The 24769-nt window shown below is 31.6% G+C and carries 18 protein-coding genes; 13 read left to right on the forward strand and 5 right to left on the reverse strand.

Annotated features, from left to right (window positions below; translation table 11 throughout):
- Positions 1-70: 70 nt before the first annotated feature.
- The 9 genes from Q0842_RS04600 to acs all read left to right on the forward strand — a co-directional run bounded on the left by Q0842_RS04600 (position 71) and on the right by acs (position 12861).
- Positions 71-1435: a sodium:alanine symporter family protein gene (locus Q0842_RS04600; RefSeq protein WP_298494814.1), complete on the forward strand. Its 1365-nt coding sequence runs from the start codon at positions 71-73 to the stop codon at positions 1433-1435.
- Positions 1436-1487: 52 nt separating this feature from the next.
- Positions 1488-1907, forward strand: coding sequence for a helix-turn-helix domain-containing protein (locus Q0842_RS04605; protein ID WP_298494816.1), 420 nt, complete (start codon positions 1488-1490; stop codon positions 1905-1907).
- Positions 1908-2014: 107 nt separating this feature from the next.
- A complete protein-coding gene (locus Q0842_RS04610) occupies positions 2015-3256 on the forward strand; it encodes a hypothetical protein (RefSeq protein ID WP_298494819.1) in 1242 nt (413 codons plus the stop codon).
- A gap of 25 nt (positions 3257-3281) precedes the next feature.
- Complete coding sequence (locus Q0842_RS04615; RefSeq protein WP_298494821.1) at positions 3282-3542, forward strand: DUF4212 domain-containing protein; 261 nt, start codon at positions 3282-3284, stop codon at positions 3540-3542.
- Between the two features lie 29 nt (positions 3543-3571).
- Positions 3572-5341, forward strand: coding sequence for a sodium:solute symporter family protein (locus Q0842_RS04620; protein WP_298494822.1), 1770 nt, complete (start codon positions 3572-3574; stop codon positions 5339-5341).
- A 333-nt stretch (positions 5342-5674) separates the two neighbouring features.
- Positions 5675-8365: an ATP-binding protein gene (locus tag Q0842_RS04630; protein ID WP_298494826.1), complete on the forward strand. Its 2691-nt coding sequence runs from the start codon at positions 5675-5677 to the stop codon at positions 8363-8365.
- An 18-nt stretch (positions 8366-8383) separates the two neighbouring features.
- Entirely contained in the window at positions 8384-8749 is a 366-nt protein-coding gene (locus tag Q0842_RS04635; protein WP_298494828.1) for a response regulator, read from the forward strand.
- A 295-nt stretch (positions 8750-9044) separates the two neighbouring features.
- Positions 9045-10937 (forward strand): acetate--CoA ligase, encoded by a 1893-nt coding sequence (locus tag Q0842_RS04640; RefSeq protein WP_298494830.1) that lies wholly within the window; start codon positions 9045-9047, stop codon positions 10935-10937.
- A 16-nt stretch (positions 10938-10953) separates the two neighbouring features.
- Positions 10954-12861 carry an acetate--CoA ligase gene (gene acs, locus Q0842_RS04645; RefSeq protein WP_298494832.1) on the forward strand — a complete coding sequence of 636 codons (1908 nt, stop codon included), beginning with the start codon at positions 10954-10956 and terminating at the stop codon, positions 12859-12861.
- A gap of 225 nt (positions 12862-13086) precedes the next feature.
- Here the strand turns inward: acs and Q0842_RS04650 are convergent, their stop codons facing one another.
- The 3 genes from Q0842_RS04650 to Q0842_RS04660 all read right to left on the reverse strand — a co-directional run bounded on the left by Q0842_RS04650 (position 13087) and on the right by Q0842_RS04660 (position 16345).
- Complete coding sequence (locus tag Q0842_RS04650) at positions 13087-13752, reverse strand: 3'-5' exonuclease (RefSeq protein ID WP_298494834.1); 666 nt, start codon at positions 13750-13752, stop codon at positions 13087-13089.
- 2 nt (positions 13753-13754) lie between these two features.
- Positions 13755-15647, reverse strand: coding sequence for a DUF294 nucleotidyltransferase-like domain-containing protein (locus tag Q0842_RS04655; protein ID WP_298494836.1), 1893 nt, complete (start codon positions 15645-15647; stop codon positions 13755-13757).
- Between the two features lie 83 nt (positions 15648-15730).
- On the reverse strand, positions 15731-16345 hold the full coding sequence (locus Q0842_RS04660; RefSeq protein ID WP_298494839.1) for a fumarylacetoacetate hydrolase family protein: 615 nt from the start codon (positions 16343-16345) through the stop codon (positions 15731-15733).
- A 264-nt stretch (positions 16346-16609) separates the two neighbouring features.
- On the opposite strand from Q0842_RS04660, the gene Q0842_RS04665 reads away from it, so the two are divergent.
- Both Q0842_RS04665 and Q0842_RS04670 read left to right on the forward strand, forming a co-directional pair.
- Positions 16610-18382: an ABC transporter ATP-binding protein gene (locus Q0842_RS04665; protein ID WP_298494841.1), complete on the forward strand. Its 1773-nt coding sequence runs from the start codon at positions 16610-16612 to the stop codon at positions 18380-18382.
- 94 nt (positions 18383-18476) lie between these two features.
- Positions 18477-18995 (forward strand): DinB family protein, encoded by a 519-nt coding sequence (locus Q0842_RS04670; RefSeq protein ID WP_298494843.1) that lies wholly within the window; start codon positions 18477-18479, stop codon positions 18993-18995.
- Between the two features lie 24 nt (positions 18996-19019).
- Here Q0842_RS04670 and Q0842_RS04675 read toward each other — a convergent pair whose 3' ends face one another.
- Complete coding sequence (locus Q0842_RS04675) at positions 19020-20225, reverse strand: multidrug effflux MFS transporter (RefSeq protein ID WP_298494845.1); 1206 nt, start codon at positions 20223-20225, stop codon at positions 19020-19022.
- 207 nt (positions 20226-20432) lie between these two features.
- Between Q0842_RS04675 and Q0842_RS04680 the strand changes: the two genes are divergently transcribed.
- Positions 20433-21047, forward strand: coding sequence for a DEAD/DEAH box helicase (locus Q0842_RS04680; protein WP_298494847.1), 615 nt, complete (start codon positions 20433-20435; stop codon positions 21045-21047).
- Positions 21048-21236: 189 nt separating this feature from the next.
- The gene (locus Q0842_RS04685) at positions 21237-22844 is read left to right on the forward strand and encodes a hypothetical protein (RefSeq protein ID WP_298494849.1); all 1608 of its coding nucleotides are present in this window, start codon (positions 21237-21239) and stop codon (positions 22842-22844) included.
- Between the two features lie 372 nt (positions 22845-23216).
- On the opposite strand, the gene Q0842_RS04690 is transcribed toward Q0842_RS04685, so the two are convergent.
- Entirely contained in the window at positions 23217-24767 is a 1551-nt protein-coding gene (locus Q0842_RS04690) for an acyl-CoA carboxylase subunit beta (protein WP_298494851.1), read from the reverse strand.
- Between the last annotated feature and the right edge of the window lie 2 nt (positions 24768-24769).

The following is a 24769-nucleotide window of genomic DNA, read 5'->3' on the forward strand; positions in this document are numbered from 1 at the left end:
ATAAAGATACTTTTAATAAATTAAAATGAAAGTTTGTAAAGTGATATATTTATATAATTTATAATTACAAATGGAAGAACTTATTAAATCTTTCTCAAACTTTGTTTGGGGCTTACCTTTAGTCATTTTACTTATTGGTGGAGGACTTTACCTTTTATTTTTGTCTAAATTTTTACCATTTCGATTTTTAGGACATGCAATTCAAATTCTAAGAGGTAAATATGATAACCCTAATGACTCTGGAGAGATATCTCATTTTAAAGCCTTAACAACGGCCTTATCTTCTACAATAGGTATGGGAAATATTGCTGGAGTAGCTGTGGCTATTTCTGTAGGTGGTCCAGGTGCTATGTTTTGGATGTGGGTAAGTGCTATTGTTGGTATGTCTACAAAATTTTTTACCTCTACTTTAGCAATTATGTATCGTGGTAAAGATAGTGCTGGTGAAATACAAGGCGGTCCCATGTATTTTATAATAGAAGGCTTAGGAAAATCTTGGAAACCTTTAGCGGTAATGTTTAGTGTTTTTGGCATGGTTGGGGCTTTACCTGTTGTAAATGTTAATCAATTAACTCAAGCTATAAACGATATTTTACTAATACCTAATGGCGTAGAAGTTGGTTTGAAATCTAATCTGATTATTGCATTTGTATTAGTTGTTTTAACATCGGTAATTATTCTTGGAGGATTAAAGCGTATAAGTAACGCGGCTTCTAAAATGGTGCCTTCTATGGTGTTATTATATTTTGTTCTGGTACTCTATATTTTAATTTATAATTATGAGGTAGTACCTAAATATTTTATAATGATTTTTACTGATGCATTTTCAGCAGATTACTTTAAAGGTGATGCTTTTATGGGCGGTGTTTTAGGTGCTTTAATTCTGTTAGGAATTCGACGAGGAGCTTTTTCTAACGAAGCCGGTATTGGTACGGCGCCCATGGCACATGGAGCAGCAAAAACAGATGAGCCTATACGTGAAGGTTTAGTAGCTATGTTGGGGCCAGCCATAGATACGTTAATTGTTTGTACACTAACAGCTTTGGCAATATTGGTAACTGGTGTTTGGGAAACTACTTCTGATAATGGTGTGAGTTTAACGGCTTCGGCTTTTAATAATGTTATGCCGGTTTATGGTAAGTATATGCTTATGGTTTGTGTGTTAATTTTTAGTGTGTCTTCATTGTTTTCTTATGCTTATTATGGAAGTAAATGTTTATCTTTTTTAATTGGAGCAGATAAAAAACATTACTATAATTACATTTATATTCTTAGTATAATTCTTGCTGCTACAACCCCTTTTAGTGTTATGTTAAATTTAATAGATGGTGTTTTTGCGTTAATGGCAATTCCAACTATGATTTCTGCTCTCATTTTAGCTCCAAAGGTAATGATAGAGGCTAAATCATATTTTAAACGTCTAAAAATCAAATGATTTTTTGTGATTATTCGTGCTAAATTGATATATTTATGCTAAATAAATATATATGGCTATAGATTTATGTCCTAATTGTGGTTCAGATCAATACGTTAAGAGCGGAATTGTTAATAAAAGACAACGCTATAAATGTAAAAAATGCAATTATTTTTTCTCTGTAAATAAGATAGGGAAGAAGATAGATGATTATTATGTAAACAAATCACTTCAGTTATATTTAGAGGGTTTAACCTATCGTGAAATAGAACGTATTTTGGGTGTGTCTCATGTTAGTATCATGAATTGGGTTAAAAAATACAATATTAAACGTCCTTATAACTCTAATTATCACCCTACTTATAAAATTTTAAACGCTACTGAACTTGGGGTTTATTTTCAGAATTCAGAAAATATTAAAGGTGCAGGTGTTGTTGTTACAGAGCTTGGCGATAAGTTTATGTTAATAAAATGGGAACGTTTCAAAGAATAACTATAGTAAATTTACATTCATATATATCGTTTTTTAGATAAACCATTCTTTTTTTGAATTTAGTGGTGCACACAAAACCAAAATAATTACTAACTAAACTCAAAACAATGAAAAAAAAAACGTTTTTACTTTCAATGGTATTAATGCTGATGGTTCCTTTTATAGGAAGTAGTCAGGAAGAAGCACAGGAAGTAGACCATTCCTATAAGCCTATGCAAATTAAGCTAAGTGAAGATGGTAGTAAATATTTACGAATTATTACCTGGCACCAAATGTGGTTGCAAGCTGGAAGTGAACAAAAAGGATTGAGGCATTCAATAAGAAGATCTCGTGTATTGGCTTTTGCACAAATTTCACCTAAATTTTTAATACTAACACACTTTGGCCTTAATAGTTTAGGGGCTAGTAATTTAACAGCAAACCCAAATTCTCAAACAGCAAACAATAGAAGCATGCTTTTTTTACATGATGCTTGGGCAGAATTTGCCATAGAACCAGGTAAATTACATGTTGGTACAGGATTACATTACTGGAATGGTATTTCTAGGCTTTCTAACCAAAGTACTTTAAATATGATGACACTTGATAATGCAGGATCTGGTAATGCTGATGGTAGACTTTTTCCTTGGAATAATATCACTACAAGCGACCAATTTGCACGTCATTTAGGTGTGTATGCTAAGGGGTCTTTAGGTAATTTTAGCTATAGAATTGCTGCCAACAATGCTAGAACTAATATAGGTTCTTTGGGGGCTGTTCCTTCTTTTCAGGTTAACAATATTGATGGGGCAGGCCTTTGGAATTTTGCAGGCTATTTTAAATACGATCTGCTTGATAAAGAATCTGATAAACTTCCATATCTAGTTGGTACTTACTTAGGTAAAAAGAAAGTGTTTAGTATTGGTGCTGGGTTTTTCCATCATCCAGATGCATTAGCTGTAGGTAATCTAGATACTAGGGAATCTGTAACACATTTTGCTATGGATGCTTTTTACGACGCTCCTTTAAATGACGATTTGGCAATAAATGCTCTAGGAGCTTATTATAATTATAAATATGGTGATACTAATGGATTTAACTCTGGTGGGTTAGTGCCATCTTCTGGTAGTATTCTTTACAGTCAAGTTGGGGTTTTGTTTAGAAAAGCCAAACTTATGCCATATTTGTCATACAATTCTCAAAATCTAGATTTTACTCCTGATAATAGTAATGAATTGGGTATAGGGCTTAACTATTTCATAAATGGTCATTTTGCTAAAATTACAGCAGAATTCACAACTGGTTCTAAGGGAGCAATAGGTGCTGAATCAACTAATATATTCAGACTTCAAACACATATTTTTCTATAATCAACTAATCTAATTAAAATATAATATGTCAGAAAAACAAAAACACGCTACGGCGTACTGGAAAGAGAACTTAAAGTATTTAGTGATTCTACTTTCAATATGGTTCATCGTTTCTTATGGATGTGGTATTCTTTTTAAAGATGCCTTAAATGAAATTAGACTAGGAGGCTTTAAGTTAGGCTTTTGGTTTGCGCAACAAGGTTCAATATATGTATTCGTAATTCTGATTTTCGTATACGTGAGATTGATGAATAAATTAGATAAAAAATACGGTTTCGACGAGTAACCCTTAACTAAAATTTAAAACAAAACATTATGAGCGTACAAACGTGGACATGGATATTAGTAGGGTTAACTTTCGCCCTTTATTTTGGAATAGCAATTTGGGCTAGAGCAGGCTCAACAAAAGAATTTTATGTTGCTGGTGGAGGTGTTTCTCCATTAGCTAATGGTATGGCAACTGCTGCCGATTGGATGAGTGCCGCTTCATTTATTAGTATGGCAGGAATTATTTCCTTTTCGGGATATGATGGCTCTGTTTATTTGATGGGTTGGACTGGTGGTTATGTACTTCTGGCATTACTATTAGCGCCTTATTTACGAAAGTTTGGTAAGTTTACTGTTCCAGATTTTATTGGAGACAGATACTACTCTAACACAGCTAGAACGGTAGCTGTAATATGCGCACTAATTGTGTCATTTACATATGTTGCTGGGCAAATGCGTGGTGTTGGTATTGTGTTTTCGCAATTCTTACAAGTAGATATTAACTTAGGTGTTGGTATTGGGATGGCAGTAGTATTAACTTTTGCCTTGTTAGGTGGAATGAAGGGGATTACATATACGCAAGTAGCACAATACTGTGTATTAATATTTGCATTTATGGTACCTGCATTTTTCATCTCAATGCAAATGACAGGGAATATTATTCCGCAATTAGGAATGGGAGGAACCGTTGAAGGCGGCGAATTTCTACTAGATAAATTAGATAAATTACACACCCAACTTGGATTTAGTGAATACACTAGTGGAAAAAAATCTACTTGGGATGTTTTTGCTATTACTTTAGCTTTAATGACAGGTACAGCAGGATTACCTCATGTAATTGTGCGTTTCTTTACAGTACCTAAAGTAAAGGATGCTAGAAAATCTGCAGGTTACGCTTTATTGTTAATTGCAATTCTTTATACAACAGCGCCGGCTATTGCTGTATTTTCTAGAACGAACTTAATTGAAACTGTAAGCGAGCAAAAATATGCAGATATTCCAGAGTGGTTTAAAAACTGGGAAAACACAGGTTTAATTGCTTGGGCTGATAAGAATGGTGATGGAAAAATTCAGTATGTAGCAGGTAATGCATTATCTAGCAAAAAACCAGCTTATACCGATGTTAGAGGAGCTAGTGGAGAACGTATGATTTCTAATGCTAGTGATGCGAAAAATGAATTATATGTAGATAGAGATATTATGGTATTAGCAAATCCTGAGATTGCAAATCTTCCTAACTGGGTAATTGCATTAGTGGCAGCAGGTGGATTAGCAGCAGCTTTATCTACAGCAGCAGGATTACTTTTAGTAATTTCAACATCTATTTCTCATGATTTAATTAAAAAACAGTTAAAGCCAGATATCTCTGATAAAGGCGAGTTAAACTGGGCAAGAGTAGCAATTTTTGTTGCTATTTTAATAGCCGGGTACTTTGGTATTAATCCGCCAGGATTTGTCGCCGCCGTCGTCGCATTAGCCTTTGGACTTGCAGCTGCTTCTTTCTTTCCTGCTATTATTTTAGGAATTTTCGATAAACGTATGAATAGTCAAGGGGCAATTTCAGGAATGATTGTAGGTATTGTTATCATGTTATTCTACATGATGAAATTTAAATTAAACATGTTTGGTGGAGGAACAAGTGAAGATTGGTGGTTTGGTACATCACCAGAAGGCTTTGGTACTATTGCTATGTGTGTTAATATTGTAATATCACTAGTAGTTTCACGTATGACAGCAGCCCCACCTCAAGATGTTCAAGACTTGGTTGAAAGTATCAGAATTCCTTCTGGTGCCGGAGAAGCAGGTGAAACACATTAAAGTAAATTCTTGAAAATCTTTAATTCAAGTTTATTAGTTAGAAGAAATCAGCACTACTTAAAAGTAGTGCTGATTTTATTATATTAGTGAAATCTAGTTTGATTGTTACAAAGTCTATAGAATTCATTTTTTTAAAAGGAAGTTACATGAAAAAGCGGCACGAACAAAAATTAATAGTCTTATCCATAGCCTTGTTTTTAATTTTTAATATTCCTTTTTTGTTGATTTTTAATATTGAGGGAGCCTTATTTGGTATCCCAATTTTCTATTTTTCAATATTTTCTTTTTGGTTATTGTCTATAATTATTTCTTATATCGTTTTAAAACGCCATTATGAATAATTATACTTTAGTTTTTATAATTATTATCTATTTAGCAGTATTATTTTTTATTGCTTTTTTAGCTGAAAAAAAGGGGCAAAGTAAGTGGGTTAATAATCCTTATGTTTATACTTTGTCTTTAGCAGTATATTGTTCGGCTTGGACATATTATGGAAGTATTGGTATTGCTGCAAATACAGGTATTGATTTTCTTCCTATTTATCTTGGTCCAGTTATAGCAGCCCCTTTATGGATATTAATTCTTCGAAAAATTATAAGAATTTCAAAACAACATAAAATTTCATCTATAGCAGATTTTATTTCTCTTAGATATGGAAATAATCGTTTTTTAGGAGCTCTTGTTACTTTAATTTGCTTTTTAGGAACGGTACCTTATATTTCGTTACAGCTTAAAGCGGTTTCTGAAACTTTTGAAATTATGACAGATGAAACCAGTTATATTTCAACTTCAATTTTAGACGATACTACATTTTATGTGGCTTTAATACTAGCCATTTTTGCAACCTTTTTCGGTACTCAAAAAACAGATGCGTCAGAAAAACATAAAGGCATTATAGCCTCTGTAGCGTTTGAGTCTGTTTTAAAATTAGTTTTCTTTTTAATTATTGGTTCTTACATAACTTTTTACTTGTTTGATGGAACGACAGATATCTATTGCCAAATATCTAAAACAGAAAACTTCAAACAATTAATTACTTTAAATGGTGTTGAAGATGGTTTTAATTGGGTTTTTATGATCTCTTTGTCCTTTATGGCTATATTTTTATTACCAAGGCAATTTCAAGTATCGGTATTGGAAAACAATCGTGAAAAGCATTTAAAAAAAGCAATTTGGTTGTTCCCTTTGTATTTGTTGTTATTTAATATTTTTGTTGTTTTTATAGCCTGGGCAGGCAAACTTACTTTTGGTAATTCAGTTAATGCAGAGTATTATACGTTATTGTTGCCATTAGAACAGAATCATTCATTTCTAGCCACTCTTGTTTTTTTAGGTGGGTTTTCAGCGGTTATTTCTATGGTTATTGTATCTACTTTGGCGCTATCTACTATGGTGAGTAATAATCTTATTATACCTTATGGATTCTTAGATAAATTTATTCAGAATCAACCTGAACGTAATGAAAAGTATATCAAAAATATTCGCCGTATATCTATTTTTACTATAATTATCACAGCCTATTTTTTCTATATTTCTTTTTCTAAAGAATTGTCTTTATATTCTATTGGACTAATTTCATTTGTAATTATTGCGCAGCTTGCGCCTGCATTTTTTATTGGTCTGTTTTGGAATAGAGGCTCTTCAAAAGCGGCTATAACAGGAGTTATAGTAGGTTTTAGTATTGTGTTTTATACACTAATCTTGCCATTTACATTACAAGCTTATACAGGAACAGACGATTTTATTCAATATGGACTTAATGGCATACCTGCTTTAAAACCTTATGCTTTATTTGGTATAGATTTTTTAAGTCCTCCATCACACGCATTTTTCTGGAGTATGAGTTTCAATATTTTATGTTACCTCGTGTTTTCTTTAACATCAAAAGGGAATTATAGAGAGCGTAATTATGCTGAAATGTATGTGGATAGTAAAAATTTCACAAAGTTACAAGACAGCGCATTGGTTTGGAAAGGAGAAGCCTATGTTGCAGATATTAAAAATGTTCTTATTAGATTTCTTGGTGAAAAAAAAGCCCAACGAGCATTAAATATATTTTTTACAAAATATAAACTTCCTCAAGACACACAATTAGCAGATGCTAGGCTTATTAATTTTTCAGAAAAATTATTAACTGGTAATATTGGTAGTGCTTCTGCAAAAATATTGATTTCTAGTGTAGTTAAGGAAGAGCAAATTAGTTTGGTTGAAGTATTAAAAATACTAGAAGAGTCTAAGGAACACGTAGTTAATAATAAAATGCTTTTAGAAAAATCTAATGAACTCTCAAAACTATCATCAAAACTTAAAGATGTTAACAAAGAGCTTATCAGCAAAGACAAGCAGAAAGATGAGTTTTTAGATACTGTGGCTCACGAATTAAAAACGCCAATTACGGGTATTCGTGCAGCAACTGAGTTACTAATGGATGAAGATGATGATATGCCTAAAGAAGTAAAGCGTCAATTTTTAAAAAACATCCTTCAAGATTCAGACCGTTTAGGAAGACTTATACATAATATCTTAGATTTTGAAAAGCTTGAAACTGGACGATTAAATTTAGATGTTCAATATCAAGATATTCAAAAAACCATCACAAAAGTAATTACAAGTTTAGCTCATATTGCAAGTAAAAAAGATATAAAATTAGTGAATAAAAATCCACATACTTTTAAATTGTATTATGATGAAGATAGAATAATGCAAGTACTTACTAATTTACTCTCTAATGCAATAAAGTTTTGCGAAGCTAATAAAGGTGTAATAACTGTTGATTATAAATTAGGTAATGAGTATATTAAAGTGTCGGTAACAGACAATGGTAAAGGGATTCCGGAAGAAGACCATGATTATATTTTTGATAAATTTTATCAATCAAAACATCAAAATACTATAAAACCTCAAGGTAGTGGTTTAGGGCTTGCTATTACTAAACAAATTATTGAAAAGCATCAAGGAAAAATTTGGGCAAAAAAAGGTGTAAAAAATGGCGCAACACTTGTTTTTACGCTACCTTTTAAGTAAATTGTAGTCCCAAAAACTATGAAAAAGAAAATTTTAATTGTTGACGATGAGCCAAATATTGTAATGTCGTTGGAATACGCTTTTAAAAAACAAGATTTTGAAGTGTATATTGCAAGAGATGGAAGTGAGGCGTTGGAGATATTAAAACATCAAATACCAAGTGTGATTTTGTTAGATGTTATGATGCCAAATGTAGATGGGTATCAAACATTAAAACATATAAAAAATACAAACAGTTTAAAAGAAACTAAAGTCGTTTTTTTAACTGCTAAAAATAAAGCTTCAGATATTGAAAAGGGTTTAAAACTTGGAGCAGATAAATATTTAACCAAACCTTTTTCAGTAAAAAAAATAGTTTCAGAAATATTGGAACTGTTGACTTAGAAAAGGTCTTTTAAGTCTTTTTAAATATTGGTTTTGTGTGCAAACTTAACAGTATTTAATTAAAATTTTAAGACATGAAATTTCGTATACCTCCGTTGGCGTCAGATATTATAATTAGTATCTATGCTGTTATTACGCTTTATTTAAGGTTTAAGTTTGAGCAAAATGCTATTGTAAGTCCTATGAATTCAATTGTTATGGGCGTTTGCTTTGTGCTTATTATTTGGGTATTTATCAAATTAAAGATTCTTAACCCTAATTGGTTTGGTTTGATAAAATCTAAAAAAGCTAAGCTGTGAATTATCAAGATTTCTATAATAGAAGTATAGTTGCTCCAGAAGCTTTCTGGGGAGAACAGGCCGATCAAATTTCTTGGTATAATAAGCCAGAAAATGTGCTTTCAAAAAATAAACTAGGGCATAACCAATGGTTTGAAGATGGGAAGTTAAACCTAAGTTATCTATGTATTGATAAGCATATAGAAGATGGTTATGGCAGACAGAATGCTATTATTTATGATTCGCCCGTAACGAATTCTAAAGAAATTATAACCTATAATCGGTTATATAAAGAGGTTTCAAAATTAGCGGGAGCACTTAAAGAAATTGGTTTAAAAAAAGGAGATACAGCAATCGTTTATATGCCAATGATTCCGCAAGCTATTTATGCCATGTTAGCATGTGCAAGAATAGGAGTGATTCATTCGGTTGTATTTGGTGGTTTTGCTCCCAACGAGTTGGCTATTAGAATTGACGACTGCAAACCAAAAGTTATTTTAACGGCCTCTAGCGGTATTGAGATTGATAGAATTATTCCTTACAAACCTTATGTTGATGAAGCTATAAAATTAGCTGAACATAAACCAAATAGTGTTATAATTTATCAACGACATTTAGGAGCAGATACCCCAGGAAAACCTTATGATATAGATTATTTAGCTGCAGTAAATACAGCTACTCCAGCAGATCCTGTAGAAATTGATTCAACCCACCCGTTGTATATTTTATATACTTCAGGAACTACTGGAAAGCCTAAAGGTATAATTAGAGATTCAGGAGGTTATGCAACGGCACTAAAATTTTCAATGAAATATGTTTATGGCGTTGATAGTGGCGATGTATTTTGGGCAGCTAGTGATGTTGGCTGGGTAGTAGGACATAGTTATATTGTGTACGGCCCTTTATTGAACAGAAATACTACTGTGCTTTTTGAAGGTAAGCCAATTAGAACACCAGATGCTTCTACATTTTGGCGCATTATAGAAGAGTATAAAGTAAAAGTAATGTTTACTGCTCCTACTGCGATTAGAGCTATTAAAAAAGAGGATCCTAATGGTGAATTTTTAAAACAATACGATTTATCACACTTAAAATATCAATTTTTAGCTGGTGAACGTTGCGATGCAGCAACCTTAAAATGGACAGAAGATATGCTTAAGATACCTGTAATAGATCATTGGTGGCAAACGGAAAGCGGTTGGCCCATGTTGGCAAATATGGCAGGTGTAGAATTGGCTACAATTAAACCAGGTTCGGCAACATTTCCAGTATGCGGTTATGATATACAAATAATGAGTGATAAAGGCGAAATTGTTCCAAATGGAACTGAAGGCTTTGTGGTTGTAAAACTCCCGTTACCACCGGGTAATTTAATAAATATTTGGGGTAATCCAGAGCGTTTTGAAGCTGGGTATTTAAATCGCTTTCCAGAATATTATTTTTCGGGCGATGGCGGTTATAAAGATGAAGAAGGCTATGTTTATATCACAGGTCGTGTTGATGATGTTATCAATGTGGCAGGACATAGGTTATCGACAGCAGAAATGGAAGAGGTGGTTGCTTCTCATAGTTCGGTCGCAGAATGCGCGGTAATCGGTATTAATGACGACTTAAAAGGCCAAATACCATTGGCTTTAGCAGTTACCAAATCAGATAATAAATTAGCCGAATCTGTTATTCAAACCGAAGTTGTAAAAGATGTTAGAAAAGCTATAGGGCCTGTAGCGTCTTTAAAACAGGTGGTTTTAGTTAATAGATTACCAAAAACAAGATCTGGTAAAATACTGCGTAAATTGTTACGAAGTATTGCCGATCAAGATCAATATAAAATACCATCAACCATTGACGATCCGTCAATTATTAACGAAATAGAAAACACATTTATATCACATAAAGTAGGGAAGTACTAAATAAAATTAACTAATTATGAGTAATTATCACATTAAACATTTAGAAGAATATTATCAAGTTTATAGAAAGTCTGTTAGAAATCCTGAAGCGTTTTGGGAAGAAATTGCTGAAGAGCATTTCCTTTGGAGAAAGAAATGGGATAATGTATTGAGTTGGGATTTTTCAAAACCAGAAGTAAAATGGTTTGAGGGTGCTCAATTAAATATTACAGAAAACTGTATAGACAGGCATTTAACAACAAGAGGCGAAAAAACGGCCATTTTGTTCGAACCAAACGATCCTAAAGACCCAGCAGAACATATAACTTATAATGAATTATATAAACGAGTCAATCAATTTGCAAATGTTTTAAAAGCGCAAGGCATTAAAAAGGGAGATAGAGTTTGCATCTATTTACCTATGATTCCAGAATTAGCCATTTCTGTTTTGGCATGTGCAAGAATAGGAGCCATTCATTCGGTGGTTTTTGCAGGGTTTTCTTCAACAGCCTTGTCAACTCGAATAAACGACAGCGATTGTAAAATGGTTATTGCAAGTGATGGCTCTTATAGAGGATCAAAAACTATCGACTTAAAAGGCATCGTAGATGAAGCTTTAGAGAGTTGTCCTGGTGTTAAAACGGTTTTAGTTGCAAAACGAATTAACACAGATATTAATATGGTATCTGGTCGTGATCATTGGTTACAACCACTTTTAGATAACGCTTCTGAAGAATGTGAAGCTGAAATTATGAACGCTGAAGATCCATTGTTTATTCTCTACACTTCGGGATCTACAGGAAAACCTAAAGGCATGGTGCATACTACAGCTGGTTATATGGTGTATACCGCTTATACTTTTAAAAATGTATTTCAATACAGAGAGAATGATGTGTATTGGTGTACTGCCGATATAGGTTGGATTACGGGGCATAGCTATATTGTATATGGCCCTTTAGTGAATGGAGCAACAACGGTTATGTTTGAAGGTGTACCTAGTTATCCAGATTTTGGACGTTTTTGGGAAATTGTTCAAAAACACAAAGTCAATCAGTTTTATACCGCTCCAACGGCCATTCGTGCACTAGCAAAACAAGGTACAGAGTTAGTAGATAAATACGATTTATCATCGCTTAAAGTACTAGGCTCGGTAGGAGAACCAATTAATGAAGAAGCATGGCATTGGTATAATGATAATGTTGGAAAAAAGAATAGTCCTATTGTAGATACTTGGTGGCAAACCGAAACAGGAGGTATTATGATATCGCCAATTCCATACGCAACACCTACTAAACCTACTTATGCAACCTTACCATTTATAGGTATTCAGCCAACTTTAATGGATGAAAACGGAAAAGAATTAAAAGGTAATCAAGTTGAAGGCAGATTGTGTATTAAATTCCCTTGGCCTTCCATGGCAAGAACCATTTGGGGAAATCATCAACGTTATAAAGATACTTATTTTTCAGCTTTTGAAAATAAATATTTTACTGGAGATGGTGCATTAAGAGATGAAGTTGGCTATTACAGAATTACAGGTCGAGTAGATGATGTAATTATTGTTTCTGGTCATAATTTAGGTACAGCACCAATTGAAGATGCTGTTAATGAGCACCCAGCTGTTGCAGAATCGGCTATTGTTGGATTCCCACACGATGTTAAAGGAAGTGCTTTATACGGCTATGTAACATTAAAAGACACAGGCGAAAGTAGAGATCAAAATAATTTAAGAAAAGAGATAAATCAAATTATTACAGAACATATTGGACCTATAGCTAAATTAGATAAAATTCAATTTACTAATGGGTTGCCTAAAACACGTTCAGGTAAAATAATGAGACGTATTTTGCGTAAAATTGCACATAAGGATACAAGTAATTTAGGAGATACAAGTACATTATTAAACCCAGAAGTTGTTCAGGATATTATGGATAATGCATTGTAGAATTTGGGCATTACCACAAGGGTCGGGCTTTCGCGAGTCGCTCTCTGCGAGGAGCTCCAACAAACGCTCAATCCCTAATGCGTCAATAAAAAAAGCAACCTTAAAGGTTGCTTTTTTTGTTTACAAACGATTATAGTTTTTTACAAAAAGGAAACTATCATTCTCGTCCTTAAACAATAAGTTTGTAAAGTAATATGTGGTAGTCAAATAGTAAAAGAGTTAGTTTTATAACAAACCAATTCTATTATTCGATCGTAATAAATCATTAAGTGTTAATTTGGAGTTTCGCTTCTTTAAAAGAGCAATAAGTTTCACTAATAAAAGGGCAGTAATATAAGCATCACCCGAGGCTGTATGTCGGTCATGCTGCGGGATGTTAAAACGGTCTGATAAATGATTTAAACTAAAATGAAGTTTGGAGGTATCAAGTTTAGTTTTGTTAAACAAATGCCCTGTATCTAGCACTTTGTTTTTAAGTTTTGGTAAATCTAAACGCTTTAAGGCTTGGTTTATCATGGCCACATCAAAAGCAGCATGGTGAGCAACTAAAACAGCATTTTCAATATGTTCTAAAAACTGAATAACAGCCTCACGTTCTATAAGTTTTTTATGAATACCTTCTTTTAGTAATCCATGTATTTTAACAGTTTCGGTATTAAACAAATCCTGTTTTACATAACATTCAAAATTATCAGCTACTTTAATAACACCATTAAAAACAGCAATAGTTCCAATGGAAAGAATGCGGTCTTTTTTTATGTCTAATCCGGTTGTTTCAGTATCAAAAACTACAAAACGAATAGAATCTAATTCTTTATTTTGCTTAGATTTAAAATTTGCTAAGTATTTATTCCAAAAGTCTGGATATGTCTTTTTTTTAAACCAACTCATAATTAGAGAAATTGAGAAAGTTTAAATCTTGTTTGTATTAGGTCTTGAATATCTTTAACCGCTTTAAAACAATTTTTTAATTCAAGCTTATTGGCTTTACTTAAAGTTTGCAAATCTATAAATCTGCCAGAATCATTGTGTAGTAAACCCTGTTCTGTTCTAAAACGGAGTAGTTTTTTAAAAGCATTGCGGCATGCAAAATAAACATCTTTGTTTTGTGGTTCTAGCTCAGCTAATTTCTCATACCTATTTATGGTATTACATTGGGTTTTTATGTTTTTGGAAAGTATTAATAGGCGAGCAGCATCAACTAGAGGCATCATGGCTCTTGCCTTAATATCAAATTGGTCTTTGTGTTCTCCATCATGTTCTACTAAAAATTGTCTAAAGAAACTCAATGGAGGTGGGTTTTTTAAAGCATTTAATCCTAAGTAATTTAAAAAGATGTCTCTTGAATCAATAGACTCAAAAATACCTTGAGCCATCAAGTTTACTAAATTAATGTCTCCATAAACATATTCAAAATCAAAGAAAATAGTACAGAGCATTAAATGGTCTTGATCTGGTTTTGTTATCCATTCGTTAAATTGATTCTTCCATTGCGAAAGGGATAAACACCATTTTGGATTACTAGCCATCATGTCTGCAGGACAAAACTCAAAACCTACTATATTTAACCCATGGTTTATTTTTTTAGCAAGCTCTAAAAAATAGGATTGTGTTTTTATATAATCACTTTTGTTAACATTGTTGAATACTAAGGCATTATCTTGATCTGTTAGCAATAATTGTTCTTCGCGTCCTTGACTACCTATTGCTAACCATGAAAATGAGGTTGGTGGCGGTGCAGGCATTTCTGCTATTGCTAAATCAATTATGCGTTGCGTTATACTTTCGTTTACTAACGCTATTATTTTAGTAGCAAATGTGATGGGGATTTGTTGTTTAATGTACCGTTTTAGAACTTGATGTGCACGCTCACGTATAAGTTGTAATTGTTCTGCAGTATTTGCGCGCTTAACTTCTTTAACTAAAACCGAAGCATTATTTTCTCTAATAACTACTATATCATGTTCTGATAAAACACCTTTTAACTCAGAGTTAGGTGTGCCATCTTTTGTAATACACAAATGCGTAATTCTATTTTTAATCATTGCAATTTGTGCCTCTGCAACCGTTATATTTTCTGGGTAAGTAATAACTGGCGATGACATTATTTTTGTTACAGATTCATTTATAGTAATAAGGCCAGTAGCAATTTTAGTTCGCAAATCTTTATCTGTAATAATGCCCAAAGGTATTTTGTTTTCTGTAATAATTATAGAGCCAACACGTTTGTTGGTCATAATTAATGCGGCTTCTTTAATGCTTGTTTTTAAACTACAATGTACAGGGTTTTTAGAATAATCAGCAGATTGTTCTTCAAAAAAATCTTGAATATTTTCAGTCTGATTCTCTGGTTGTAAAGGGTTAGATTCAATGTAACTAATATTTGCAGCAAAACTGGACATTAAAAAAGCGCTAGCTTCAGGATTAGTAGTGATATAGTCTTCAAATAATTCAGAAGATATACTATATACAATACTTTCTTCAATAGCTTTTGCGCTTAATTTATAATCGCCCTTTCTCATAAGGGCGCGTAAACCAAAAATATCACCAACATCACATTCGTCTACTAAAGCTAGAGTTTCTTCTCGAAACAAACCAATAGCACCATCTTTAACTACATAAAATTGGTTTTTTATTGGTTTTCCAGCAATAAATAAATCGGTATCTTTTTCTAAATAATGTATATCAACAGCCTTGCAGATTTCAAGTAATTGCTCTCTTGTTAACATACTAAAAGGCGGAAAAGCCTTGAGAAAATCGTAGATACGTTCCGCTATAGTATTCATACTAGCAATTTAATGAAAAAGCAACTGATTATCTATAAGTTAGGTGTTTTTTAATTACGTTTAAAAAATATACATAGTGCTTTTTACACCAATTTAAAATCGAGTAATAATTCACCTTCAACTGAAGCTTGTAAGTGGTCGCCTTTAACATTTTGTCCAGCACCACTAGCAGGAGTTCCTGTAAATATTAAATCGCCAGGCTCTAAAGTCATGTATTTAGATACAAAAGCAATAATTTCAACAAAATTGTAAATCATATCACTTGTATTTCCTGATTGCTTTTCTTCACCATTAATAGTCAAGCTAAAGTTAATGTCGTTTAAATCTGGAAAGTTAGAAACTGGTTTAAAACCATTAACAGGAGATGCTCCATCAAAACCTTTTGCTAACGCCCAAGGTCCTTTGTTTTCTCTGCTAGCAGAAAGTACATCTTTAGCTGTATAATCTATACCAATTCCAATCTCACTTATATAAGAAGCTGCATCACTTTCAGCTATATCTTTTCCTTGTTTACCAATTTTTGCTACTAATTCTACTTCATAGATTAATTGATTTGTAATTTTTGGAAATTCAATATCTTTATTGTTAGTTACAAGTGTGCTTTCGGCTTTTAAAAATATTAGCTGATGACCCGTTTTTATTCCAGCAATTTCACTTTTATCATTAACGTAGTTTTTGCCAATTCCTATAATTTTCATGTTCGTTATTAAATTTTAGTTGTTAATTTTACAACAATAAAAGTAATCAATAAAGTAAATTTATTAGGACTTTTAGTTATATTTTTTTTGCATTACCAAGCTTGAGTGCAGTCGTGCTTTTTATTCATAGTTTTGGCTCGATGCGCGCTTAGCTAAAAGCTAATCATTACAATCACTAATGCGGTTCAATTAATTAATTCTAATAGTTTATAGCAAACCAGTTTTCAAGAAAAACATGTACCTTTAAAAATAGAAAAAGAAACTATGCAACACCTCAAAGAAACATCAAAAAATAAAACCAAAACCAAACCAAAAGTTACCATGGCGCAAGCCTTTAAAACTATTATTTGGCCAAGGCGAAAGCTTGTTTTTATTGGTTTAATTTTAATAGTGTTACGTAGTTTAGCAGGTCTGGTGTTGCCTTGGCAAAGCAAAGTTTTACTAGATGAAGTGGTGCCAAATAAAGATATTTCTCAAATTTATACTTTAATAGGTATTGTATTAGCAGCTATTACAGTTCAAGCTACATCTTCATTTTTATTAGTTAAAGTTTTAAGCGTACAAGCTCAATATTTAATAAGTGAATTACGTGCTCAAGTTCAGAAAAAAGTATTGTCGTTACCTATTAGTTTTTTTGATAATACAAAATCGGGTGCTTTAGTATCGCGAATTATGAGTGATGTTGAAGGCGTTAGAAATTTAATTGGTACCGGCTTAGTACAATTAGTTGGTGGATCTTTTACAGCCATAATATCTTTAATTATCTTAATTAAACTAAATCCGTGGATGACACTTTTTGTGTTTGTCCCGCTTTCAATATTTGGCTATATAGCATTAAGAGCATTTAAATATATTCGTCCTATTTTTAGAAAACGTGGTAAAATAAATGCCGAAGTAAAAGGTAGATTAACAGAAACTTTAGCGGGTGTTAGAGTTATAAAAGCTTTTAATGCCGAAGAACAAGAAAATATTGTGTTTGAAAAAGGAGTTGATAAACTCTATCAAAACGTAAAAAAGAGCTTGACTGCAACTGCTTTTATGACCAGTTCGTCAACGTTTTTAATAGGTGTTGCAACTACAGGGATTATGGGCATAGGTGGCTACTATATGATTATTGGAGAAATGACCACAGGTGATTTCTTATTCTTCACGCTTCTTCTTGGTTTTATGATTGCACCCATTGTGCAAATGAGTAATATAGGCAGTCAATTAACCGAGGCTTTAGCAGGTTTAGATAGAACCGAAGAGCTTATGAATATGACTGCTGAAGAAGATAATGAAAATAGAAGTATTGAGCTAGAAACTTTAAAAGGGGATATTGAGTTTAACGATGTATCCTTTTCATATGAAGAAGGTAAAGAGGTGCTCCATAATATCAATTTTAAAGCACCAGCAGGATCTGTAACAGCTTTGGTTGGTAGTTCTGGTTCTGGAAAATCTACTATTGCAGGCTTATCAGCTACATTTTTAAATCCTAAAACTGGAATGGTTACTATTGATAATCAAGATTTATCTAAAGTGAAATTGAATAGTTATCGTCAATATTTAGGAGTGGTGCTTCAAGATGAATTTTTGTTTGAAGGCACCATTAGAGAAAATATCATGTTTCCAAGACCTAATGCTACAGAAGAAGAGTTACAAAATGCAATTAAAGCAGCTTACGTTAATGAATTTACAGATAGATTTGATGATGGTTTAGAAACGTTAATAGGCGAAAGAGGTGTAAAGCTTTCTGGTGGGCAACGACAACGATTAGCTATTGCTCGTGCTATTTTAGCAAACCCTAAAGTTATTATTTTAGATGAGGCGACTTCTAATTTAGATACCGAAAGTGAAGCTTTAATCCAGAAAAGTTTAAATGAATTAGTTAAAGATAGAACAACCATTGTAATTGCACATCGTTTAAGTACTATTAGAAAAGCAGATCAAATTTTGGTGATTGAAGCTGGCCATATTGTAGAACGCGGTACGCATGACGAATTGATAGCCCTTAATGGCAGGTATTTCGATTTATACACTTATCAAGCAAAAATTTAAATTTTTGAAACTTCCATAACAAGATTTCAATATAAAAGATTGATGGCTATATGGAAGTTATTTGTGATAAATAAAAAACAAATAATAAAGACACATGAAAGTATCAGAATTAAGTACTTTAGAGTTTAATCCGTTTTATGCAACTTATATAAATAAAGTTTCAAATGAATCGACATTAATTGAAGCTTTTAAAAAAGGACAAGTTCAAGTTGTAAATTTTTTTAAATCTATACCCGAAGATAAATTGGAATATAGATATCAGCCAGGAAAATGGAGTATAAAAGAAGTGTTTCAACACATAATAGATAACGAACGTGTTTTCATGTATCGTTGTTTTAGAATGGCAAGGCTTGATAAAACACCTTTAGCTGGTTATGAGCAAAATGATTACATAGACCCATCGCATGCAAATAATAAATCCATAAACGATTTAATTGAAGAGTACCAATCGGTTAGACACAGTTTTATTTTGCTTTTAAAAAGTTTAAATGATAGTGATTTAAAATTTATAGGAAATGCAAGCGGAAATGCCATGTCTTCTAGAGCAGCAGCTTTTATTACAATTGGTCATGAAATTCACCATTTAGAAGTTCTAAAAGAACGCTATTTGTAACAAGTTTTATGGCTTCATTTATAATTAGGCTTTTACTAATACGCCTTTATTTTTAACAGCAATAAAAACTAGCAAGGATAAAATTCCAAATATAGAAAACCCAATAAATAAAGGTAATACAGAATCATATACAAAACTACCTATGTAGTTTGCAATAGGAACAGCCATCACGGTAGATATAAAACCATTAATTGCTGCGCCAATACCAGCAATATGCCCTAAAGGTTGCATAGCAATAGCACGTAAATTACCAAACAGAAATCCAACTGCAAAAAACTGTAGAGCAAAAAAGCTTAAAAGGATATAAATGCTTGGGTTATTTCCAGACCAAAATAAAATAACATACAAAACAGAAACTATAACATAAGCGATACTTGCTGTATATGCAATTCGCATCATACCATATTTTACAACAAGTCTGCTGTTTAAAAAAGTTGCTAAACCAATAGAAATAGCTAGGCTAGCAAATATATAAGGAAACATTTCTGCTAAGTTATATTGCTCTTGGAATATTTGCTGTGAAGTACTTAAGTACACCATAAAGGAACCAGTAATAAAACCTGAAACAAAGGTGAAAGCAACCGCTTGTTTATGTTTAAAAAACTCTTTAGTACCATCAATAAACAGGTTAGACGTAAATTTTATTCGTTTTTCTTTTGGTAAAGTTTCGGGTTGACGCTTCCAAAACCAAAACATAATTAATACGCCAAATAGTAAATTGAAATAAAAGATAGACTTCCAATCAAATAAACTTATTAATAATTGACCAAGAGTAGGAGCCACTACTGGCACCAAAATAAAAAACATAACAACAATCGAAATTATTTTAGCCATATAATCTCCATCGTAAGAATCTCGAATCATTGAAAGTGCTAAACTTCTAGGGGACGATAACCCGATGCCTTGAAGTACTCTACCAATAATCATAATTTCAAAATTTTTGGTTGTAACACAAATAATACTAGCTAATATAAATACTATAAAACCTATAAATACAATAGGTTTTCTTCCAAAACTATCTGATAGTGGTCCAAATATTAGTTGGCCAACCCCAATACCTAAAAAAATCATAGTTATTAAAAGTTGGTTGTTATTTGGGTTTGTTACGTTAAGCGTAGCGCTTATTTCTGGTATGGCAGGTAATAATGCATCGATTGATAGTGCTACTATCGACATTAATGAAGCCATTAAAGCAACAAATTCAAATTTAAATTCTTGAGGTTTTTGCATGGCGCAAAAGTAGTAGATATTTAACTCTTAATTGACCAATAATTATCTATTAATACAATATTAACATTGTTAAACTTGATTTGTGATTTATAGAGAATTTTGAATTATAGGAAGCCTCAAGCTTTAAATAAAATGAGCTTTTTTTAAATATCTTTTAAAGTGGTATTTAACACTATATTTGTTCCCATATTAAACCTATTTTAATTTATGCCATTTAAAAAACTCATTCAGCTTTTAAAAGATACTTTAGAGAATAAAGGATATAATGAGCCATTAGCTTTTCAGAAATTAATTTTATCAAAAATAAAAGGTGGGGCAAGTATGTTTTGTATTGCACCTAAAGGTGCTGGTAAAACTACAAGTATAATACTTAGTGTAATACAAAAGTTAAAAGGAAAAGCTTTTGAAGATGCACCAAGAGCGTTAATATTTGTTAAAGATAAACAAGCAGCTTTAGCTTTAGAATTAGAATTCAAAGCATTTCTAAGGGGCTCAGACTTAAGAGTATATTGTGCTTACGATGAAAAAAATATAGAAGACCAACGTAACGAAATTTACGATGGAGTAGATATAGTAATAGCAACGCCTAAACGTTTAAATAAAATCTATTTACTTAACGGAATAAATTTAAATAAACTACAAATGTTTATTGTTGATGATGCAGAGTTCTTATTTAAAAATAATAATTTATCTGAAGTAACACGAACACCAGAGAGTATTGGTAAATGTCAATATTTAATATTTTCTACTACTTTTGATAATCGATTTAAACGTTGGCAGGAAACTTTTATGTATAACTCACAAGTTATTAAATCAACTTAATTTTTATTACAGTAGATTCTATGTAATACCATAATAATAGAGTTTAACAGCATTTTTAAATTATTACAAATTATTAAATTTGCTTATTGTATTACTTTTAGTATTTAAATATTACTTTGTAATCTTTTACGTATTTTATATTAATTTGATTACTTTTACTTACCTATTTATTAAACAAAAAACATAATAATGCTTAATATAAATGACTTTAAAAACTTTATAAGTTTCTGGTTGTGTTTAGTATTTATTGGCTATTTTTCTTACAGCCAGGCTACTAAAGATTATTTTAAGTTTATAGATTCTGCAAGCATTTATATTAATGAAAATACAGATAAAACATTATCATTTCTTGAAGCAATTCCTATACCGGTTGAAGAGAGTATTCCAGGTAGAGTAGCAGATTATTATTCATTAAGAGCAATTATTCATGATGAGTTTAATGAATATACTAAATATCATCAATGTGTTATTCAAGCAATAAAATATGCAGAAAAAGAAAATAATTTTTGTGTAGGAGGTGAAGCGAGTATTGGTTTGTTTTCAAATTTATATTTCATAGAGAAAGATAAAACAGCATTAAAATATTTAAAGAAGGCAAGGGCATTTTTTGAAAAGTGTGATTATGAATATGGTCTACTAGATGTAGAACAAGTTGAAGCTTATGCAAAGTTTCTCGATCAAGATTATACAGAAAGTAACAATATGTTATTAAATAAACTTGATATTTATAAAGATATAGAAGAGGATCCTTATTACTATTTATTTGCATTATATATGCTAACCTCAAATTATATAGGTTTAAATGATTTAGACAAAGCACATGAGTACTTTAATGAGTTTAAAAAACTAAAAAATAATCCTTTAACGATTCAATTTAATTATAATTCATTTGAAGGCGCTATAAATAGTAGTTTTGCTGATACTTTTTTTGAAAAAAAGCAAATAGATTCTACACAGTTTTATTTACAAAAAACTTCAAAGACAATTAAATATATGGCTGTAGGCTCTTTAAAAAGTTATTATAGATTACATGCCGATTTAAATAAATACATTGGAAATATTGATAAATCAAAAATTTATATAGATTCTTTAATGCTTTTGCAAAAGAAAATGTTTGATAAAACTATTGAAGCTAGTTTTGAAGTAAATGAATCATTAATTAAAGCTGAATCTGAATTACTAGCTGAAAGCAAAAAGAAAACTTTTAATAATTTATTATCTGCTTTCATAGTTATTGTTTTATTACTACTTAGCTTATTTAGCTATGTTTATTATAGAAAGCAAAAAGACAAATTAGTTGACTCAAACCAAGAAGCAAATAATAATTTAACATACTTAAAATCTAACAACGAACAATTAGCTATAAAGGTATATGGTTTAGAAGAGTATATTAAAAATTTAAAAATTGAGGTTAAACAAATATCAAGAACTGAATCTTTAGAGCAGCAAAAGGAAAAAATTAAGGAATTATATAAAAACTTACATATTAATTCTTCAACAATATTAGATAAAAGTGAAAATCATTTAGAATTAGTAAATGACTTAAATATTGAGTTTTTCCAAAAAATTAAACAGAATCATCCTGAATTAAATAAATCTGAAGTTATTATCTGTTATTACTTATTCATGGGGTTTTCAAATAAAGAAATAGCTGTATTTTTAAATGTAACCATTAGATCTGTAGAAAGTAGAAGATATAGAATATCAAAAAAAATAAATCTAAATAAAAAGGACACAACATTACTTGAATATTTACAGAATAATTATTCAGATACTTTAAAAAATAATGAGGTTTAAACGTTTTTATTAGTTTTTTATGGAGTTGAGTAATAAATGCGTAGTTGAATATTTTATGAAGTTTTATTTAGTTTACATATTTGTGTAGCTATTATCAATTCTTCAAAATTGACTACATATTTTAGCTTGTTTTTTATTTTTAAGGTTTAATTAAAAACATGATTTGATTTACTTGGTTGGTTGTAAATCAAATCAATTTTAATTATTTAAACAAGCAATTTAGGTGATTAATTGTGAATTTTTAAATTCGTCTTTTTGAAGATAAAAAAAGGAATCTAGAAATAGGTTCCTTTTTTATTATACATCAAAAACCTCTTAATCAAGAATATTATAATTATTTAGCTTACCACTTTAAGTGTATTTCTTATAATTCTATAAAGGAATATTACCGTGCTTACGTTTTGGTCTTTCTACTTTTTTATTTTCAAGCATATCAAATGCTTTTAATAATTTTCTTCTTGTATTTTTTGGAAGTATAACTTCGTCAATAAAACCTCGTTTTGCAGCTCTATAAGGGTTTGCAAATTTCTCTGCATATTCTGCTTCTTTTTCTGCAAGTTTTTCTTCGGGTTTTTCAGCTGCGGCTATTTCTTTTCTAAAAATAATTTCACTAGCACCTTTTGCTCCCATAACCGCAATTTCTGCTCCTGGCCAAGCAAAATTTAAATCGGCTCCAATATGTTTAGAATTCATAACATCATAGGCACCACCATAAGCTTTTCTTGTTATAACCGTTACTCTAGGTACAGTAGCTTCACTTAATGCATATAATAGCTTTGCACCATGTACAATAATACCATTCCATTCTTGATCTGTACCAGGTAAAAACCCAGGCACATCAACCAGAACTAATAGCGGAATATTAAAACAATCGCAAGTACGCGTAAAGCGCGCCGCTTTTCTAGAGCTATTAACACCTAAAACACCTGCAAATGCCATTGGTTGATTGGCTATTATACCAATACTTCGTCCGCCTAATCTAGCAAATCCAACGATAATACTTCCTGCAAAGTCTTTATGGATTTCATAGAAAGAATCTTCGTCAATAATCCCAGAAATTACCTGATGCATATCGTAAGGTTTATTTGGATTATCAGGAACAATATCAGACAAAACATCTCGCACTTCACCTTCAATTTTATAATCTATTTTTTTTGGTGTTTCAGTATTATTTTGAGGTAAATAGCTTAATAGTTTTTTTACATCTTCTAGACAAGCAATATCATTTTCTGAAGTTTTATGTGCTACACCAGATTTTGTTGCATGTGTTAAAGCACCACCAAGTTCTTCACTAGTTACTTCTTCGTTAGTTACTGTTTTTACCACATTTGGGCCCGTTACAAACATGTAGCTAGTATTTTCTACCATGATTGTAAAATCGGTCATTGCAGGAGAGTATACTGCGCCACCAGCACAAGGTCCCATAACTGCAGATATTTGTGGAATTACTCCAGATACTTGAACATTTCTGTAAAAAATATCGGCATAGCCACCAAGAGAGCGAACACCTTCTTGAATTCGTGCGCCACCAGAATCGTTTAATCCAATAATAGGAGCACCAATTTTTAAAGCCATGTCCATAATTTTACAGATTTTTTCTGCATGAGTTTCAGAAAGTGATCCTCCAAAAACAGTAAAATCTTGAGCGTATGTATAAACCAATCTTCCATTAACATTTCCATATCCAGTAACAACACCATCTCCTAAAATTATTTGGTCTTCCATACCAAAATCGGTAGTTCTGTGTGTTACTAATGCGCCAATTTCTTCAAAAGAGCCTTCATCAAATAAATATTCAATACGTTCTCTAGCTGTTAATTTTTTATTGGCATGTTGTTTATCAATACGTTTTTGACCACCGCCTAACTTGGAGAGTGCAATATCATTATTGAGTTTATCTATTTTTTTTTGTTTCGAATTCATAA

The sequence above is a fragment of the uncultured Algibacter sp. genome, from assembly GCF_947495675.1.
Lineage (GTDB): Bacteria > Bacteroidota > Bacteroidia > Flavobacteriales > Flavobacteriaceae > Algibacter_B.

Bases quoted from the DNA above. Each gene is read 5' to 3' on its own strand.
- Q0842_RS04600 (WP_298494814.1), top strand. From the start codon at position 71: ATGGAAGAACTTATTAAATCTTTCTCAAACTTTGTTTGGGGCTTACCT.
- Q0842_RS04605 (WP_298494816.1), top strand. From the start codon at position 1,488: ATGGCTATAGATTTATGTCCTAATTGTGGTTCAGATCAATACGTTAAG.
- Q0842_RS04610 (WP_298494819.1), top strand. From the start codon at position 2,015: ATGAAAAAAAAAACGTTTTTACTTTCAATGGTATTAATGCTGATGGTT.
- Q0842_RS04615 (WP_298494821.1), top strand. From the start codon at position 3,282: ATGTCAGAAAAACAAAAACACGCTACGGCGTACTGGAAAGAGAACTTA.
- Q0842_RS04620 (WP_298494822.1), top strand. From the start codon at position 3,572: ATGAGCGTACAAACGTGGACATGGATATTAGTAGGGTTAACTTTCGCC.
- Q0842_RS04630 (WP_298494826.1), top strand. From the start codon at position 5,675: ATGAATAATTATACTTTAGTTTTTATAATTATTATCTATTTAGCAGTA.
- Q0842_RS04635 (WP_298494828.1), top strand. From the start codon at position 8,384: ATGAAAAAGAAAATTTTAATTGTTGACGATGAGCCAAATATTGTAATG.
- acs (WP_298494832.1), top strand. From the start codon at position 10,954: ATGAGTAATTATCACATTAAACATTTAGAAGAATATTATCAAGTTTAT.
- Q0842_RS04650 (WP_298494834.1), bottom strand. From the start codon at position 13,752: ATGAGTTGGTTTAAAAAAAAGACATATCCAGACTTTTGGAATAAATAC.
- Q0842_RS04655 (WP_298494836.1), bottom strand. From the start codon at position 15,647: ATGAATACTATAGCGGAACGTATCTACGATTTTCTCAAGGCTTTTCCG.
- Q0842_RS04660 (WP_298494839.1), bottom strand. From the start codon at position 16,345: ATGAAAATTATAGGAATTGGCAAAAACTACGTTAATGATAAAAGTGAA.
- Q0842_RS04665 (WP_298494841.1), top strand. From the start codon at position 16,610: ATGCAACACCTCAAAGAAACATCAAAAAATAAAACCAAAACCAAACCA.
- Q0842_RS04670 (WP_298494843.1), top strand. From the start codon at position 18,477: ATGAAAGTATCAGAATTAAGTACTTTAGAGTTTAATCCGTTTTATGCA.
- Q0842_RS04675 (WP_298494845.1), bottom strand. From the start codon at position 20,225: ATGCAAAAACCTCAAGAATTTAAATTTGAATTTGTTGCTTTAATGGCT.
- Q0842_RS04680 (WP_298494847.1), top strand. From the start codon at position 20,433: ATGCCATTTAAAAAACTCATTCAGCTTTTAAAAGATACTTTAGAGAAT.
- Q0842_RS04685 (WP_298494849.1), top strand. From the start codon at position 21,237: ATGCTTAATATAAATGACTTTAAAAACTTTATAAGTTTCTGGTTGTGT.
- Q0842_RS04690 (WP_298494851.1), bottom strand. From the start codon at position 24,767: ATGAATTCGAAACAAAAAAAAATAGATAAACTCAATAATGATATTGCA.